The 15,341-nt window shown below is 72.2% G+C and carries 19 protein-coding genes; all 19 read right to left on the reverse strand.

Going from position 1 to position 15,341, the window contains the following annotated elements; all coding sequences use genetic code 11:
- A partial coding sequence (locus VLJ82_RS10155; protein ID WP_408663227.1) for a flagellar motor protein MotB occupies positions 1–609 on the reverse strand: 609 nt, incomplete at its 3' end.
- Positions 609–1,382, reverse strand: coding sequence for a motility protein A (locus VLJ82_RS10160; RefSeq protein ID WP_408663228.1), 774 nt, complete (start codon positions 1,380–1,382; stop codon positions 609–611). The genes VLJ82_RS10160 and VLJ82_RS10155, both read right to left, overlap by 1 nt.
- On the reverse strand, positions 1,382–1,714 hold the full coding sequence (locus VLJ82_RS10165; RefSeq protein WP_408663229.1) for a flagellar FlbD family protein: 333 nt from the start codon (positions 1,712–1,714) through the stop codon (positions 1,382–1,384). Before VLJ82_RS10165 ends, VLJ82_RS10160 begins: the two co-directional genes overlap by 1 nt.
- Positions 1,715–1,878: 164 nt before the next feature.
- A complete protein-coding gene (locus VLJ82_RS10170) occupies positions 1,879–2,682 on the reverse strand; it encodes a flagellar hook-basal body complex protein (RefSeq protein ID WP_408663230.1) in 804 nt (267 codons plus the stop codon).
- Positions 2,683–2,753: 71 nt separating this feature from the next.
- The gene (locus VLJ82_RS10175) at positions 2,754–3,182 is read right to left on the reverse strand and encodes a flagellar hook assembly protein FlgD (RefSeq protein WP_408663231.1); all 429 of its coding nucleotides are present in this window, start codon (positions 3,180–3,182) and stop codon (positions 2,754–2,756) included.
- A gap of 22 nt (positions 3,183–3,204) precedes the next feature.
- Entirely contained in the window at positions 3,205–4,806 is a 1,602-nt protein-coding gene (locus tag VLJ82_RS10180) for a flagellar hook-length control protein FliK (protein WP_408663232.1), read from the reverse strand.
- A complete protein-coding gene (locus VLJ82_RS10185) occupies positions 4,806–5,912 on the reverse strand; it encodes an NlpC/P60 family protein (protein ID WP_408663233.1) in 1,107 nt (368 codons plus the stop codon). The genes VLJ82_RS10180 and VLJ82_RS10185 overlap by 1 nt, the downstream gene beginning before the upstream one ends.
- Positions 5,909–6,343 carry a hypothetical protein gene (locus tag VLJ82_RS10190; RefSeq protein ID WP_408663234.1) on the reverse strand — a complete coding sequence of 145 codons (435 nt, stop codon included), beginning with the start codon at positions 6,341–6,343 and terminating at the stop codon, positions 5,909–5,911. Before VLJ82_RS10190 ends, VLJ82_RS10185 begins: the two co-directional genes overlap by 4 nt.
- Positions 6,340–7,728 carry a FliI/YscN family ATPase gene (locus VLJ82_RS10195; protein WP_408663235.1) on the reverse strand — a complete coding sequence of 463 codons (1,389 nt, stop codon included), beginning with the start codon at positions 7,726–7,728 and terminating at the stop codon, positions 6,340–6,342. The genes VLJ82_RS10190 and VLJ82_RS10195 overlap by 4 nt, the downstream gene beginning before the upstream one ends.
- On the reverse strand, positions 7,725–8,351 hold the full coding sequence (locus tag VLJ82_RS10200) for a FliH/SctL family protein (RefSeq protein WP_408663236.1): 627 nt from the start codon (positions 8,349–8,351) through the stop codon (positions 7,725–7,727). The genes VLJ82_RS10195 and VLJ82_RS10200 overlap by 4 nt, the downstream gene beginning before the upstream one ends.
- Positions 8,352–8,364: 13 nt before the next feature.
- Entirely contained in the window at positions 8,365–9,450 is a 1,086-nt protein-coding gene (gene fliG, locus VLJ82_RS10205; RefSeq protein ID WP_408663237.1) for a flagellar motor switch protein FliG, read from the reverse strand.
- A gap of 2 nt (positions 9,451–9,452) precedes the next feature.
- Positions 9,453–11,039, reverse strand: coding sequence for a flagellar basal-body MS-ring/collar protein FliF (gene fliF / locus VLJ82_RS10210; RefSeq protein WP_408663238.1), 1,587 nt, complete (start codon positions 11,037–11,039; stop codon positions 9,453–9,455).
- Positions 11,040–11,042: 3 nt separating this feature from the next.
- Positions 11,043–11,369 carry a flagellar hook-basal body complex protein FliE gene (gene fliE / locus VLJ82_RS10215; RefSeq protein WP_408663239.1) on the reverse strand — a complete coding sequence of 109 codons (327 nt, stop codon included), beginning with the start codon at positions 11,367–11,369 and terminating at the stop codon, positions 11,043–11,045.
- A gap of 1 nt (position 11,370) precedes the next feature.
- On the reverse strand, positions 11,371–11,787 hold the full coding sequence (locus VLJ82_RS10220) for a flagellar basal body rod protein FlgC (protein WP_408663240.1): 417 nt from the start codon (positions 11,785–11,787) through the stop codon (positions 11,371–11,373).
- A gap of 5 nt (positions 11,788–11,792) precedes the next feature.
- Positions 11,793–12,113 carry a flagellar basal body rod protein FlgB gene (locus VLJ82_RS10225; RefSeq protein WP_408663241.1) on the reverse strand — a complete coding sequence of 107 codons (321 nt, stop codon included), beginning with the start codon at positions 12,111–12,113 and terminating at the stop codon, positions 11,793–11,795.
- A 295-nt stretch (positions 12,114–12,408) separates the two neighbouring features.
- Positions 12,409–12,789 carry a hypothetical protein gene (locus tag VLJ82_RS10230; RefSeq protein ID WP_408663242.1) on the reverse strand — a complete coding sequence of 127 codons (381 nt, stop codon included), beginning with the start codon at positions 12,787–12,789 and terminating at the stop codon, positions 12,409–12,411.
- Positions 12,782–13,198, reverse strand: a complete 417-nt coding sequence (gene fliS, locus VLJ82_RS10235) for a flagellar export chaperone FliS (RefSeq protein WP_408663243.1) — start codon at positions 13,196–13,198, stop codon at positions 12,782–12,784. The genes VLJ82_RS10230 and fliS overlap by 8 nt, the downstream gene beginning before the upstream one ends.
- Positions 13,199–13,244: 46 nt before the next feature.
- Positions 13,245–14,537 (reverse strand): flagellar filament capping protein FliD, encoded by a 1,293-nt coding sequence (fliD, locus tag VLJ82_RS10240; RefSeq protein ID WP_408663244.1) that lies wholly within the window; start codon positions 14,535–14,537, stop codon positions 13,245–13,247.
- 126 nt (positions 14,538–14,663) lie between these two features.
- Positions 14,664–15,341, reverse strand: a 678-nt coding sequence (locus VLJ82_RS10245) for a flagellin (RefSeq protein WP_408663245.1), incomplete at its 5' end; no start/stop codon positions are given.

Genomic DNA, 15,341 nt, shown 5'->3' on the forward strand with positions numbered 1-15,341 from the left:
GTTCTGCTGGTTGGTGTGGCCGTCCACCTGGATCTGGTTGTCGATCCGGCGCAGCGGCGGCAGCACCGCGTCGAGGATCACCGCGCCCTCGGGCTCGAGCACCGCGCTGTTGCCGGCGAACACCAGCTCGTTGGTCACCACGGTGACCACCAGGCCGCGCTCGTCGATGTTGAACTCGGCGTTGCCGTCCAGGCCGTGCTTGTGCAGCGACGCCTTGATGGCGGCCTCGATCTCCTTGAACTCGTCCACCTCGCGCTGGGCGTCCTGCCGGTCCTGGTCGGCGGTCTTCTTGGCCGGCTGGGGAATCGAGAACACCGGCAGGCTCGGGTTGGCCTGCTGGCCGTCGGAGTCGCCGCTGCCGTCGACGATCCCGCTGCCGCCGGACAGCACCGAGGGCTGGCCGTTCTTGAACGCCGAGGCCAGGCTCGACTTCAGCTCGGAGAACTTGGAGGTGTTCACCTGCGAGATGGCGTACAGCACGATGAACAGCACCAGCAGCAGGGTGAGCATGTCGGCGTAGGTGACCATCCAGCGCTCGTGGTTCTCGTGCTCCTCGGCATGGCCGCCGCCCCGGTGCCGGCGGCCGGCCGCCGCGCGCCCGGCGCTCATCAGGCGACGTCCCGTTCAGGCTGCCGGCTGCTGGCCGGCAGCAGGCTCTGCAGCTTCTGCTCGACCAGCCGCGGGTTGGCACCGGCCTGGATGGCCAGGATGCCCTCGATGATCACTTCCATCTGCTCGCACTCGGCCTCGCTGACCCGCTTGAGCCGGTTGGCCAGCGGCAGCCAGAACACGTTGGCGCTCATCACGCCCCACAGCGTCGCCACGAACGCGCTGGCGATCTCAGCCCCCAGCTTGGACGGCGCGGACAGGTGCCCCAGCACCTTGACCAGGCCCAGCACGGTCCCGATGATGCCGATGGTCGGGGCGTAGCCGCCCATGTCGGCGAACAGCTTGGCCGCCGCCCGGTCGATGGCGCGCTTGGTGTCCACCTCGGTGGACAGGATGATGGCGACCTCTTCGGCGTCGGTGCCGTCGATGGCCAGCTGCAGGCCACGGCGCAGGAACTCGTCCTCGACCTCGGCCGCCTCGGACTCCAGGGCCAGCAGGCCCTCCCGGCGGGCCCGGCCGGCCAGCCGCACCAGGGTCTGCACGGCGTCGTCGGGCTTCGGGGTCTTGGCGGTGAAGGCCCGGATCAGCTGCTTGGGCAGCGAGCTGACATCGCGCATCACGGCACCGGCGATGGCGGCGCCGGCGGTGCCGCCGAAGACCAGGATCATCGGCGGGATCAGGAAGATGGCACCGATGTTGCCGCCTTCCATGGTCACCGAACCGACGATGGCCACGACCGCCAGGACGACCCCGATGATCAGGGACGGATCCATCAGGCATCGGTCCTTCGGATCGGCACCACGGGCGGCTGGCCCGGCGTACCCGCGGTGGACAGCACCCGCATCCGGGGGTGGCCGCCGGAATGGGCGGCACCCGCGTCGGAGTAGGAGGTGCCGGCGGTCATGGCCTCGGCGCTGGCGATGATGCCGGCCCGGTAGTCACGGATCAGCTCGACGAGCTCGTCGAGGGACTCGCAGATGACGTACTTGTTGCCGCCGATCAGGGTCACCACGGTGTCCGGGGTTGCCTCGGCACGCTCGATCAGGTCTGGGTTGAGGGTGAATACGGGTCCACCCAACCGGCGCAGCAGTATCAACGGATCCATCCAGGTGTGTGCAGGACCCGTCCGTGGGTCCTCCTCGGTATTACATATCGGCATCGGCGGCGGTTTTCTGAGCCACCGGACCGCCCGGCGGATGCCGGCCGACCCCTCTTTCCAAGACACTCGGGCCCGCTGCGGACAGCGGGCCCGAGTGCTCCTGCCAGTAACTAGTTCTTCAGGCTGATCAGGCTCTGCAGCACCTCGTCGGAGGTGGTGATCACCCGCGAGTTGGCCTGGAAACCGCGCTCGGAGATGATCAGGTTGGTCAGCTCCGCGGCCAGGTCCACGTTGGACATCTCCACGTAGCCCGGGGTCAGGCTGCCGCGGCCACCGGTGTTGGCGGCGCCGATCTGGGCGGGACCGGAGTTGGTGCTGACCTGGTACTGCGAGTCGCCCACTTTGGTCAGGCCCAGCGGGTTGGTGAAGGTGGCCAGCGCGATGGTGCCCAGCGCCGTGGTGGCGCCGGTGGCGTCCACCCCGTTCACCACGCCGGAGGGGTTGATGCTCCAGGACTTGTAGGTGCCGCTGCTCAGCGCGGACAGGTCCAGGTCACCGCCAGCCGCGCTCTGCACGATGGAGCCGTCCGGGGCCACCAGGTGGCCGGCCGAGTCCAGGCTGAAGGAGCCGGCCCGGCTGAAGGTCTGCTGGCCGTTGTTGTTGAGCACGAAGAAGCCGTCACCGTTGATGAGCAGGTCGCTGGTGCGGCCGGTGTACTGGTTGGAGCCCTGCGAGAAGTTGATCGCGGTGCCGGCCAGCTGCACGCCCAGGCCCACCTGGGTGGGGTTGGTGCCGCCGTTGGTCGCGGTCGGCGCGCCGGCGCCGGAGATGGTCTGGCTGAGGGTGTCCTCGAACACCGTCGAGGAGGCCTTGAAGCCGGCGGTGTTGACGTTGGCGATGTTGTTGGAGGTGACGTCGAGCATCTGCTGGTGGGCCCGCAGGCCGGAGATGCCGGTGAACAGGGAGCGAAGCATGGGGGTTTTCTCCTTGAGAGAAGGGATATTCGCGGTTGGGTTCTTCGGAATCGGGCGCTGGGCCGGGGAGCTCAGGGCGTGCCGGAGGCCAGCACCTGCTGGACCTGGCTCAGGTCGACGTCGACCGTCCCGATCCGCAGCGTCGGCTTGGCCGAGGAGATGGTTGCCGAGGAGACGTAGCCGGTGATCTGGCTGCCGTCGGCCGCGGTGTAGCTGACGGTGTGCCCGACCAGGCTGCTCGCGGTCTGGGCCCGCTGGGCGGTGAGCATGTCCAGGCTGACCTGGGCGGTCTGCTCGGAGGACTGCACCTGGGTCAGGGTGGCCGTCTCGTTCATGAACGCCGAGGTGTCGACCGGCTTGCTGGGGTCCTGGTAGCGCAGTTGCGCGACCAGCAGCTGCAGGAAGGCCTTGGAGCTCAGCTTGGCGTTGTCCGTGGTGTCGATGGCCGGGTTCGGCAGCACCGGCTGGCCACTGGCGACCGCGGAGACCGGTAGCGTCATCTGCTCTCCTGTTCTGGGGTGTTCACAGCCACCGGTCCAGGCCGGAGCTAGTGGCGGTGCGGTGTTGCCGAGCCGACCCGCGGACCGGCTCGGATGCCGGGACGGTGTGGGCCGGCGGGCCGGGTGCGGCGGCCTGGCGCGGGTCGGCGAACGCGCCGGAACCGGCCGAGCCGCCCGAGGTCAGGTCCAGCGACAGCGAGGCCGCGCCGAGGCCGGCCGACTGCAGTTCCGAGCGCAGCTGCGGCAGGGCGTCGCGCAACGTGTCGTGCGCGATGTCGTTCGAGCTGGCCAGCGAGATCGTCAGCGCGTCGCCGGAGATCCGGACGTGCACGTTGACCGGCCCGAGCTCGGCGGGGTGCAGCGCGACGATCATCTGATGGCTGCCGTCGCCGCGGGCCCGCAACGCCAGCACCGGGCCGGCCACCTGGCTGGCCAGCGGCAGGTCCGCCGCCGGGTGCCGGGGCACCGGCCGGGCGTCGGAGCCGGCCGGCTGGCTGATCGGCGCGGTGGGCGAGGGCTGCTGGACCGCTGCGATGCCGGCCTGGGTCGGGTCGGGCGCCGGGCCGACGGTGGCCGGCACCGGGGCGGTGACCGCCGGCTGGGGAGCGGGAGCCGGCGACGGGTCCTGGGGCTCCGGGCGGAGGTGGCCGGCCCGCGGGCCGGACGGCGCCTCGGCGCGGTGCGTGCCGCTGGGGGTGCTCACCTGCGCGCCGTTGCCGGCGGTCGCCGGGCCGGTCGGGTCAGGGGTGGTCGGGTCCGGGCTGGCCGGGCCGGCTGCCCGGGCGGCACCGGACGTGGTGGCGATCGCCGCGGCGGTGCCGGGCAGCGTCACCACCGCCGGGGTGGCGCGGGAGGCGGGATCGGAGGTGGCCGGGCTGGCCGGCGAAGGAGTGGTGGCAGGCGTACCGGTGGGCGGTCCCGCCGGGGCACCGGAGACGTTGGCGCCGGCCGGCCCGGGCAGCTCGGGCAGTTCGGGCAGCGACGCCGGAGTGGCGTGCGCAGCCGGACCGGCGGTCGGCGCGGCGCCCGGCCGGTCGGTCGCCTCGCTGGATCCCGGCGCGGCTGCTGGCACGGGAAGCGGCTGAGTAGCTGGATCGGTCGGATCCGCCGGAGTGGTCGGCTCGGCGGGGCCCGCAGCCTGCCGGGCCGCCTTGGCAGCCGCGGCCGCGAGCTGCGCCTCGACCGCCTGGGCCGGACGCCGGGCGGCCGCCTGCTGCGCGGCGAGCGCGGCCTGCGGGGCCGGACCCTTCGCTCCAGCCACCGGGTCGGCCTGCGCAGAATCGCTCGGCTCGCCGGCCGCGGGAGATCCGGTGCCGACCGGCACGGGAGTCGGCACCGGCGCGCCGGACACCGCCAGGGCGAGTGCCGCCAGGTCGGCCAGCTCCGCCGCGGCGGTGCTCGAATCCGGGTCGGCGGTAGCGTCGGCCGGATCGGTCGACGCGTGCTCCGACGAGCCCCGAGTACCCGGGCCGGGCCGGCCAACCGGGGTGTCCTGGCCGAGACCGGCCAGCACACCCGCGAAGGCGTTGCCGGTCCGGGCACCGGCGGCGCCGTCCGGGCCGGCCTGCTCGACCGGGGCGGCCGGTGCCACGCCGCTGCTCGCGACGGTGATCGTGAGTGCCATCAGGCGGCCCTCCCGGCCATCAGTGCGGTGACCTTGGCGACGTAGTTCTGGGTTTCGGCGTAAGGCGGAACGCCGCCGTACTGCTCCACGGCACCCGGGCCGGCGTTGTAGGCTGCCAGCGCCAGCGGCACCGAGCCGTAGCTGTGCAGGTAGTTCGACAGCAACCGGGCGGCGCCCTGCACCGCCTGGGCGGGAACCCACGGATCCACCCCGAGGCCCTGCGCGGTCGCCGGCATCAGCTGCATAAGGCCCTGGGCGCCCGCCGGGCTCACCGCGGCGGCGTTCCCGCCGGACTCGGTGTGCGCGACCGCCGCCAGCAGGCCCTGCGGCAGCTGGTAACGGGCCTCGTTCTGCGCGAACAGCCCGGCGTACTGGCTGACCCCGCTCGCCAGCAGGGCACCGGCCGGCGTGCCGAGCCCGACCATGCCGGTCAACCCGGCCAGCCCGGTCATGCCACTCAGTCCAGTCATGCCACTCAGCCCGGCCATGCCACTCAGCCCAGCCAGCCCGCTCAGCCCGGCAAGCCCGGCGGGGCCGGACGGCAGCACCCGGCGAATGCTGGTCGGTGTCTGGAAGACGCTCTGGACCTTCACCCGGTCCCCCGGCTCCGGCGCGGCGATCATCCGGTCGTTGCCGAGGTAGAGCGCCACGTGGTGCGCGGGTTCGCCGAAGGCCAGGATGTCGCCGGGCTGGGCCTGCGCGAGGCTGGCCACCGGGGTACCGACGTGGGCCTGGTCGGCGGCCACCCGGGGCAGCGTGATGCCCAGGTCGGCGTAGGCGCGCTGCACCAGGCCCGAGCAGTCCAGGCCGGCCGGCGTGTTCCCGCCGAAGACGTAGGGCACCCCGAGGTACTTCTCGGCCGAGCCGATGACGTCGGTGCCGTCCGGCTGGCCGTTCTGCACCTCGGCGAGGGTGGCGGCGAAGTCCGGCGCGGTGACCCGGTCGGCCAGCGCGGTGCCGGTTCCCGGTGTCATCAACCCACCGGATGCCAACGTCCGGGCCGGTACCGGCGCGGCCGGGCGGGTCGCCTGGGCGCACGGGTTGCTCGCCTGGATCTGGGCGATCCGGGCCAGCACCGAGGCGACGCCGGACATCTCGACGGTCATGGCGTGGCCTCGCGCAACCGGGCACCGTGCCGGCCGATCGACACCTCGTCCAGCTCGCGCTGCGCGACGACCGAGGCGGCGCTGGCCTGCTCGTCGAGCAGCCGCTCGTGCAGCTTCTCCACGGTGCGGCGGGCCCGGGCGGCGGCGGTCAGCTCGACCATCGTGCCGGCCACCCGGCGGTCGGCGAACAGCATCCGGTTGCGGGCGGCCGCCAGGCTGGCCACGGCAGCCTGCTGCGCGCTCAGCGTGGCGTGGAAGGCACGCACCGTCTGGCTGTGCGGCACCGCCATGCCCTCGACCCGGGCCAGCTCCTCGGCGTGGTGGCCGGCGGCCTGGTCGGCGTCACGGCGGGCGGCCGCCAGGTCCTGGGCCAGCACGTCCTCCTGCGCCTGCCGGGCCCGCAGCACGGTGGGAATCCAGTTGTGGCTCATCGGCCCTCCACCGTCGACATCGTCGGAACAGTCGAAACACTTGAAACCGCGGCCGCTGGGTCGCCGGCCAGCACGTCGGCCAGCGCGCCCCAGGCCGAGGAGGCACTGCTGCGCTCGGACATGTCCTGCTGCAGGAAGGCCTCCAGCTGCGGCCAGAGCGCCAGCGCCCGGTCCGCGCGCGGGTTGGTGCCGGCGACGTAGGCGCCGATCTCGACCAGCTCCCGGACATCGCGGCGGGCGGCCAGCAACTGCCTGGCGGTACGGGCCAGCTGCTGCTGCTCGGCCGTCGTCACCGAGTTCGCCACCCGGGACACCGATTCGAGCACGTCGATGCTCGGGAAGTGCCCGGCGGTGGCCAGCCGGCGGTCCAGCACGATGTGGCCGTCCAGGATGGACCGGGCGGTGTCGGCGACCGGCTCGTTGTGGTCCTCGCCCTCGACCAGCACCGTGTAGAGGCCGGTGATCGAGCCGTGCTCCGATCCGCCGGCCCGCTCCAGCAGCCGCGGCATCAGCGCGAACACCGACGGCGGGTAGCCCCGCGAGGCCGGCGGCTCCCCCGCCGACAGCCCGATCTCGCGCTGTGCGGTGGCCAGCCGGGTGATGCTGTCCATCAGCAGCAGCACGTCCTGGCCCTGGTCGCGGAACCACTCCGCGATCCGGGTCGCGGTGTAGGCGGCACGCAGCCGGACCATCGGCGGCTGGTCGGAGGTGGCGATCACCACCACCGCGTCGCGCAGGCCGTCCGGGCCGAGGTCGTTCTCCAGGAACTCGCGGACCTCCCGGCCGCGCTCGCCGATCAGGGCGACCACGGTGATCTGGGCGGTGGTGCCGCGGGTGATCATCGACAGCAGGCTGGACTTGCCGACGCCGGAACCGGCGAAGATGCCGACCCGCTGGCCCCGGCCGACGCTGATCAGCGAGTCGATGGCCCGCACGCCCAGCGCCAGCTGCTCGTCCACCCGGCGCCGGCTCAGCGCCGCGGGCGGCGCCAGCTCCACCGACACCCGGTCCAGCCCCGCCGGCAGCGGGCGGCCGTCCAGCGGCTGGCCCAGCCCGTCCAGCACCCGGCCGCGCAGGCCGGCCCCGACGCCGACCCGCAACGGGCCGCCGGTCGCGGCGACCCGGTCGCCGTTGCCGATCCCGTCCAGCGGGCCCAGCGGCAGGCAGGTGCAGTTCTGGCCGTCGACGGCCACCACCTCGGCCAGCACCGACTGCGGGCCGGTGCCGATGGTGAGCAGGTCGCCGATCCGGCCGGTCAGGCCCGAGACGGTGACCGACAGGCCCACCACCCGCGAGACGTAGCCGTAGATCCGCGGGGCGGCGAGCTCGGTGAGCTCGGCCAGCCGGTGGCGGGCCCGCTCGGAGGAAAGGATCGCGGTGCTCATCGGGCCAGGTACTCCCGCAGCCGCTCCACCCCGGCCGACAGCCGGGCGTCGATGGTGCTGCTGCCGCAGCGCGCCCGCGCGTCGCCGGGCTGCAGCTCCGGGTCCATCTCGTAGCTCAGGGCGCGTCCGGTGGCGCCTTCGACGGAACCGATCAGCGCCGGTCCGTCCGGCCCGGTCAGGGTGTCGTGGTCCGCCGGGCTCAGCCAGACGGTGACCGGCTGGTCGTCGGGCACCAGCGCCAGCACCCGGGCCAGCGCCGCCGGCGCCGCCACCGCGGGGTCGCGCAGCTCGCGGCCCAGCAGCGCCTCGGCCAGCTGGACGGCGGCGGCGAGGATCTGGTCGGAGATCTCGTCGGTGACGGTCACGGTGCGCTGCCGCAGGTCCGCCGCGGCGGCCTGCAGCGCCTGCAGCGCCGAGCCGACCTGCTGGGAGTGCCGGGCCCGCAGCGCGGCCAGCTCGGCGGCTGCCACGGCGCTCTCGGCGGTCTGGGTCTCGGCGGCGCTGCGCACCCCGTGCGCCCAGCCCTGGGCGTAGCCGACCGCCCGGGCCTCGGCGCGCGCCTGCTCCACCAGCCGCTCCGGCACTGCCGCGCCGGCGCCGAAGTCGAAGGCGAGGCTTCCCATACTGCCCAAGGGATTAGGCAACGAACTCGTCCTCTTCGCCGCGCCGGACGATGATCTGGCCGGACTCCTCGAGCTCGCGGATCACCCGGACCACCTCGGTCTGGGCCTCCTCCACGCTCTGCACCCGGACCGGGCCGAGCAGCTCGATCTCCTCGGCCAGGCTCGCGGCGGCCCGCTCGGACATGTTGGCCATGATCTTGGCGTGCACCACGGTGGCGACGCCCTTGAGCGCGATGGCGAGGTTGCCGGTCTCGACCTGGCGCAGCACCAGCTGCACGGCGCGGTCCTCGAGATTGACCAGGTCCTCGAACATGAACATCCGGCTGCGGACCTCTTCGGCCAGCTCCGGGTCGCGGTCCTCCAGGCCTTCCAGGATGAGCTTCTCGGTGCCCCGGTCGGCGCGGTTGATGATGTCGACCAGCGGCTGCACGCCGCCGACCGCGGCCAGCTCCGAGGGCACCAGCAGGTTTGCCATCCGGCGCTGCAGGTTGGCCTCGATCTGGTGGATGATGTCGGGCGTGGTCTGATCCATGGTGGCGATCCGGTGCGCCACGTCGGCCTGCAGCTCGCTGCCCAGGCCCGCCAGCACCTTCGAGGCCAGCGGCGCGGAAACATGCGCCAGCACCAGGGCAATCGTCTGCGGGTGCTCGTCGGAGATGAAGTTCAGCAGCTGCCGGGCGTCGGCGTTCTGCAGGAACTTGAACGGAACGTCGAACATGCTGCCCGACAGCCGGTCCAGGATCGCGTCGGCACGCTGGTCGCCGACCGCGGCCCGCAGCAGCGCCCGGCTCTGCTCGACCCCGCCGCGCACCAGCGCGTCGCCGGAAGCCTGCAGGATGCCGAACTCGCGCAGCACCGCCGCCGACACCGCGGGCGGCACGTCGCCGGCCCGGGCGATCTCGGCGACCACCTCTTCCAGCTCGGTCTCGGAGAACTGCTTGAGCACCTTGGCCGAGGCCTCCTGGTCCAGCTGCAGCAGCAGGATCGCGGCCTTGCGGCGGCCGGTCAGGCCGCGGGTCAGGTCGGGGCCCGGCTCCGCGGCGGCCGCGGCTGCCAGCGGGGTGCCGATCGAAGAAACAGTGGCCAGCGTCTCTGCCATCGTCAGCTCTCCTTGGTGTTCAGCCAGGTACGCAGCAGCCGGGCCACTTCGTGCGGCTCGCTGTCGGCCATCTCGGCCAGGTCCCGTTGCCGGGCCAGGTTCGCCGCGGCCTCGCGGCTGTGCGGCGGCACGATGTCGCGCGGCGCCGGTGGCAGCGAGCCAGGCGCGTCGTTGAGGGTGGCGAGGAAGGTGTCCAGCTCGTCGGCCGGGCCGTTGCGGCGCCGGCGCCGGCTGGCGACCATCGTCGCCACGATCAGGGCCAGCACCAGCAGCACCACCAGCACGGTCTTGGCCAGCGAGATCAGCTCGGCGCTGCGCCGGGCCGAGGCGGCGGCCGCGGCGGCCTGGTCGGCGGCCTTCTTGGCCTGGTCGGCGGCCGAGGTGTCGAACGGGGCGGAGGCCACGGCCAGCGAGTCGCCGCGCTTGAGGTCCAGGCCCACCGCCGAGCCGACCAGCTGGCGCACCTGAGCCTCGTCCACCGGCGGGGCGTTCTTGTCCAGCAGCACCGCCACGCTGAGCGTGCGGACCTTGCCGGGCGCGGCGCTGCGGGTCTCGGTGCTCTCGCCGACCGCGTTGTCGCGGGTGGTGGTGGTCTTGCGGTAGCCGCCACCGGCGCTGGAGCTGGGCTGCGCGCTCGGGCTGGGCGAGGCCGCACCGAGCACCCCGCCGGTGCCGCTCTGGCCCGGGCCGTAGGTCTCGGTGGTGTTCGCCTCGGACAGCGGCGGAATGCCGGTGGCGTAGCTGTAGGAGTGCGTGACGGTGTTGTTCTTGTCGAAGTCCAGGTCGGCGTTGACGGTGACCACCGAGTGCCCGGCGCCCACCAGCCGGTCCAGCATCTGCTGCACCTCGGCGCTGACCCGCTTGTTGTACTGGGCGATCGCCTCGGTACGGGTGTCGGCGGCGGCCGCGGAGTTGGCGTCACCGGCCACCGAGAGCACCTTGCCGCTGGCGTCGGACACGCTGACCTGGTCCGGTCCCATGCCGGGGACGCTGGAGGAGACCAGGTTCACCACCGACTGCACCTGGCCGGAGGTCAGCGTGGTGCCGGGGTCGGTGGTCAGCAGCACCGAGCCGGTGGCCTTCTGGCTGCCGTCGGTGAACACGCTCTGCTGCGGGATCGCCAGGTGCACCGCGGCGTCGCGGACCCCGCTGATCGACTTTATGGTCTTGGAGAGCTCGCCCTCCAGCGCCCGCTGGTAGTCCACGTGCTGCTTGAACTCCGAGGTGGTGATGCCCTCCTGGTCCAGCAGGCTGTAGCCGGAACTGCCCGACGAGGGCAGGCCGGCCGCGCTCATGGTCAGCCGCAGGTTGTAGACGTCCTTCTGCGGAACCAGGATCGAGGTGCCGTTGGCCGCCAGCTGGTACGGCGTCTTGTTGGCGTTCAGCTTGTCGATGATGCCGCTGGCGTCGGCCGGCGCCAGGTTGGTGAACAGCGGCGCGTAGCTGGGCTTGGACGCCCAGGAGGAGAAGGTGAAACCGCCGACCACCAGGGCCAGCCCCACGGCGACCGTGACTGCCTTCTGGCCGGGCGTGAAGGCCAGGAAGCCGCGCCAGAACCGCTGCAGCGTCGAGAGGATCTTGTCCTGCATCTCTTAGGCCTGCATTCCCATGATCTGGTTGAACGCGTCAACGCCCTTGGTCCGGATGGTGGTCGCCAGCTGGGTGACCAGTTCCGCCTGGGCGGCGGCGATGGTGTAGTCGTGGATGTCGGTGAGGTCGCCGGTGGCGGCCTGCACGGCCAGGTTGTCGGCCTTGCTCTGCGCCGAGGACACCGCGTTGATGCCCTTCTCCAGCATCGAGGCGAAGCCGGCCGAGGTGCTGGCGCCGGCCGATGCGGTGGCGTCCGGGCCGCTGAGCACCGTGGCCGGGGCAAGGGTGGGTAGCGCGGCGCTGACGGCGCCGATCGCGGGCAAGGTCATGTCAGTGGTTCTTTCCGATGTTGATGGCGTCCAGGTAGGTCTCGCGGGCGCGGTCCACGACCGCGGCGTTGGCCTGGAAGGCGCGCTGGGCCATGATCAGGTTGCCCATCTGCTCGGCCATGTCGATGTCGGGCAGCCGGACGTAGCCGCGGGCGTCGGCCAGCGGGTTGGAAGGCTGGTAGGTCAGCCGGCCCTCCGCGCTGGACAGCGGCAGGGCGGTGACGCGCACCCCGCCGCCGGCCTGGTCGGGCGCGCCGGCGGCGATGTCCTCGGCCTGCACGTACTGCGCCTGGAAGGCGGCGCCGGAGGTGGGCTTGACGGTGTTGATGTTGGCCATGTTGTTGGCGATCACGTCGATCCAGGTGCGGAACGTGCTCAGCCCGGTGCCCGAGGTGGTGATGGCCGAGAAGATCGACATCCGGCTCAGCCCCGCAGCACGGTGTCGATGAGCGCGAACTTCGACGACATCGCGCCGCTGAGCAGCTGGTACTGCAGCGCGGTCTTGGAGTCGGTGAGGGTCTCGGTGTCGAGGCTGACGTTGTTGCCGTTCACGCCGGCGGGCGCCGTGCTGGTCGTCAGCGTCACCGTGGCCTGGGCCGGGTCACCGGCCGCCACCGCCCGCCGCAGGTCGTCCTCGAAGGACAACTGGCCGGCGTGGAAGTTCGGGGTCTCCAGGTTGGCGATGTTGTCCGCGCTCACCCGCTGCCGGGCGGCCAACGCGGAGAGGGCGGTACTGAGGGTCACGGACGCGACATCGTCGAGCACGGCACGAAACCTCCGCTGTTCTGGGGGTTCGCCAATCCTTGGCGGGGCTGTGGGAGCAGTCCGTGCTCGTGGCTTCCCTATCGACCTTGATCACGCAGAGTTAAGACTTAGTAAAAGAAATGTGCCTAGACCCTGCGGGATCCGGACAGAACCAGGCGGATGCGCGAAAGCGGCCAGTGTCCGACAGTTGCCCGCGATGCCGGACAGTCGGGTCTTGCGATCGCCCCGCCGGCCCGGACAACTCAGGCATGAGGTGACCCGGCTGATCGGACGGTCAGGCCCTGAGGTCGACCAGCTGGGGCGCCGGGTCGGGCTGGCTCGCCGGGCGGGCCCGGCCGGCCGGGCGGCTGCGGTCCAGCTCCAGGCCGATCTGGATCTGCAGCCGCAGCTGCTGGTCGAGCAGTGCCTGTGCCCGGGCGACGAGCTCGGCCGGGATCGGCGGCAGCACCGGCGGGTGCCAGGGGGTGACCGGCGCGAGCAGCTCGCCGCGCCGCAGCCCCTCGGCCAGCGCCGCGGTCTCCTGCTCCAGGTCGGCCAGCACCTGTTCCCAGGTCGGCGCGGCCGAGGCCGGGCCGCCGGAGCCGGCAGTTGGCGCGGCCGAGGCGGGGCCGCCGTGCGCGGCAGCCGACCCCGGAGTAGCCGGCTGGCTAGCCAACGCGGACCGCTTCCCGGCCGTCGGCCGAAGGCGTCCCGCCCTGCAACTGCGCCTCGGCCTGCTGCCAGCTCTCGCGCAGGGTGGAGACGATCCGGGTGACGGTCGCCAGCCGGCCCGGCCGGGGCTCGATCACCTCGCCGATCAGCTCGCGCAGCAGGTAGGAGTACAGCGAGGCCAGGTCCGCAGCGCCCGTCCAGGCGGTGACGTCGAGGCTGCCCAGCAGCTCGGCGAGGATCTGCTGGGCGTGCTGCAGGTGGTCGCGGGCGGTGAGATCCCCGCAGTCCTGCGCCGCCTGGGCGCGCTGGATGTCGAGCCAGAGCCGGTCGTAGAGCAGCACGATCCGCCGGGCCGGCGTCGCGGTGGCCACGGCGTCAGCGAGGTAGCGGGCGCGGGCGGGGTCGGCTGGCATCGGCGATCATCTCCTTCTACGGCTGGTGGGCGGTGGGCTGGTCGGCTCAGTTGTCCGACGAGGAGTTGGACTTGCTGATAGCGGCCAGCGCCGAGGTCAGGTAGCTGGAGGTGGACTGCAGCTTCTGCAACGCCACCTCCATCGCGGCGTACTTGTTCTGCATGGCGGTCCGCTGGCTGTCCAGCCGGGTGTCCCAGTCGGCGATCTGCTTGTTCAGCGCCCCGATCTGCGAGGTGCCGGAGTTGATCAGCGGGCTGACGATCTGCGTCGAGGTGTTCATGGCGAGCGTGGACAGCGCGCCGGCCAGCGAGGTCGCCACGGTGGCCTGGGCCTTGGCCGGGTCGGTGGCGTAGGCACTGGCGAAGGCGGTGGCGTCGAAGGCGAGCGTCCCGGTCGAGGTCAGCTGCACGCCGACCGAGGCGAAGCTGGTCCCGCTGCTGCCGCGGCTGATCGTCGACAGCATGCTGTTGGTGATCGAGTTGATCTGGTAGTTGCTCTCCAGCACCGCGCCCTTGCCGGTGTCCTTGCCGAGCTCGGCGAGCGCGGCGTTGGTGGCGTCCACCAGGGCCTTGACCTTGTCGCTGATGGCGCTGGCGTCGCTGGAGACCGAGACGGTCACCCCGGTGGCCACCGCGCCGATGCTGAAGGTGACGCCGGGGATCACGTTGTTGAAGGTGTTGCTGCTGCTGGAGACGGTGTAACCGCCGGCGGCCGGGTTGCCCACGGCGATCTGGGCGTCCCGGGCGGCCACCAGGGTCTGCGGGGCGGTGTCCAGGCCGTTCACCGTGAAGGCCCCGGCCGCCCCCGTCGCGACCGAGGTGAACTGGAGCAGCGGCCCGGAGTCGGTGCTGATCACCGAGGCCCGGATGCCCAGCGCGGCGTTGTTCACCGCCGTCGCCACCCCGGCGGCGGTGCCGTCGGCGATGGCCAGGTGGTGGGTGACGCCGGCCGAGTCCACGATGTCGATGCCGTTGGGCGGCGAGGCGACCACCGTGCCGGCGGCTGCCACCGTGCTGATCTGGGCGGTGGCCAGCCGGATCACGTCGAAGGTGGTGGCCGAGCCGGAGGTGGCGCTCGACGTGGTCGAGGCGACCACCGCGGTGCTGCTGGAGACCGCCTTGGTGGCGGCCCAGGTGCCGGCCTGCTTCACCGCGTCGGCGGCGGTCTGCAGCGCGGTGAGCTTGGTGTTGATCGCCTGGTAGGCGCTCAGCACGTTCTGCTGCACGGACAGCTGGTTCTTCAACTGGGTCTGCGGCTGCGCGGCCACCGTCATCAACTGCGAGATGAGGGAGGCCGTGTCGATGCCGGAGGACAGCCCGTTGATCGCGAACGCGCTCACCTGCACTCCTTACCTTCTCGAGCCCTGCCGTCCAAGCGGTCCGGCCGGGGCTCTGTTCGAACCCCGGCCGGATCGTGCGAGCGGCTTACTGCTGTACCGATGTGGTGCGTGGCGCTGCCGGCCGAACTACTGCAGCAGCTTCAGGATCGCCTGCGGAGCCGAGTTGGCCTGGGCCAGCACCGAGGTGGCGGCCGAGGTCAGGATCTGGGCCTGGCTCATGGCGGTGACCTCCGTCGCCAGGTCGGCGTCGGTGATGTTCGAACGCGACGCGGTCACGTTCTGGATCGTGGTCTGCAGGTTGCTGATGGTGTAGTTCAGCTGGTTCTGGGTGGCACCGATCTGCGAGCGGGCGGCCGAGACCGCGGCGATCGCCGCGTCCACGGTGCCGATCGCGGTCTGCGCACCCGCGGTGGTGCCGACGTTGACACCCGAGACGCCCAGGGTGGTGGAGTCGGCCGCCGTCAGCGCGAGGGAGATCTGCTCGCTGGCGGTGTTGTTGGCACCGACCTGGAAGACGCCCACCGCGGCGGTGTAGGTGCCGTCGAGCAGCTTGGTGCCGCCGAAGGCCGTAGTGGCCGCGATGTTGTCCAGCTGGGTGTTGAGGTTGGTGATCTCGGACTGGGCCGCAGCCTGCGCGGCAGCGTCCTGCGAACCACCGTTGGCGGCCTGGACGGCGAGGTCACGCTGACGCTGCAGGATCTTCTGCACGGTCGCCAGGGCGCCGTCAGCGATCTGGGCGACGTTGGTGCCGTCCTGGGCGTTGCGCACGGCCTGGGTGAGGCCGTTGATCTGCGAGGTCAGACC

This window comes from Jatrophihabitans sp. (assembly GCF_035474675.1).
Taxonomy (GTDB): Bacteria; Actinomycetota; Actinomycetes; order Mycobacteriales; family Jatrophihabitantaceae; genus Jatrophihabitans_A.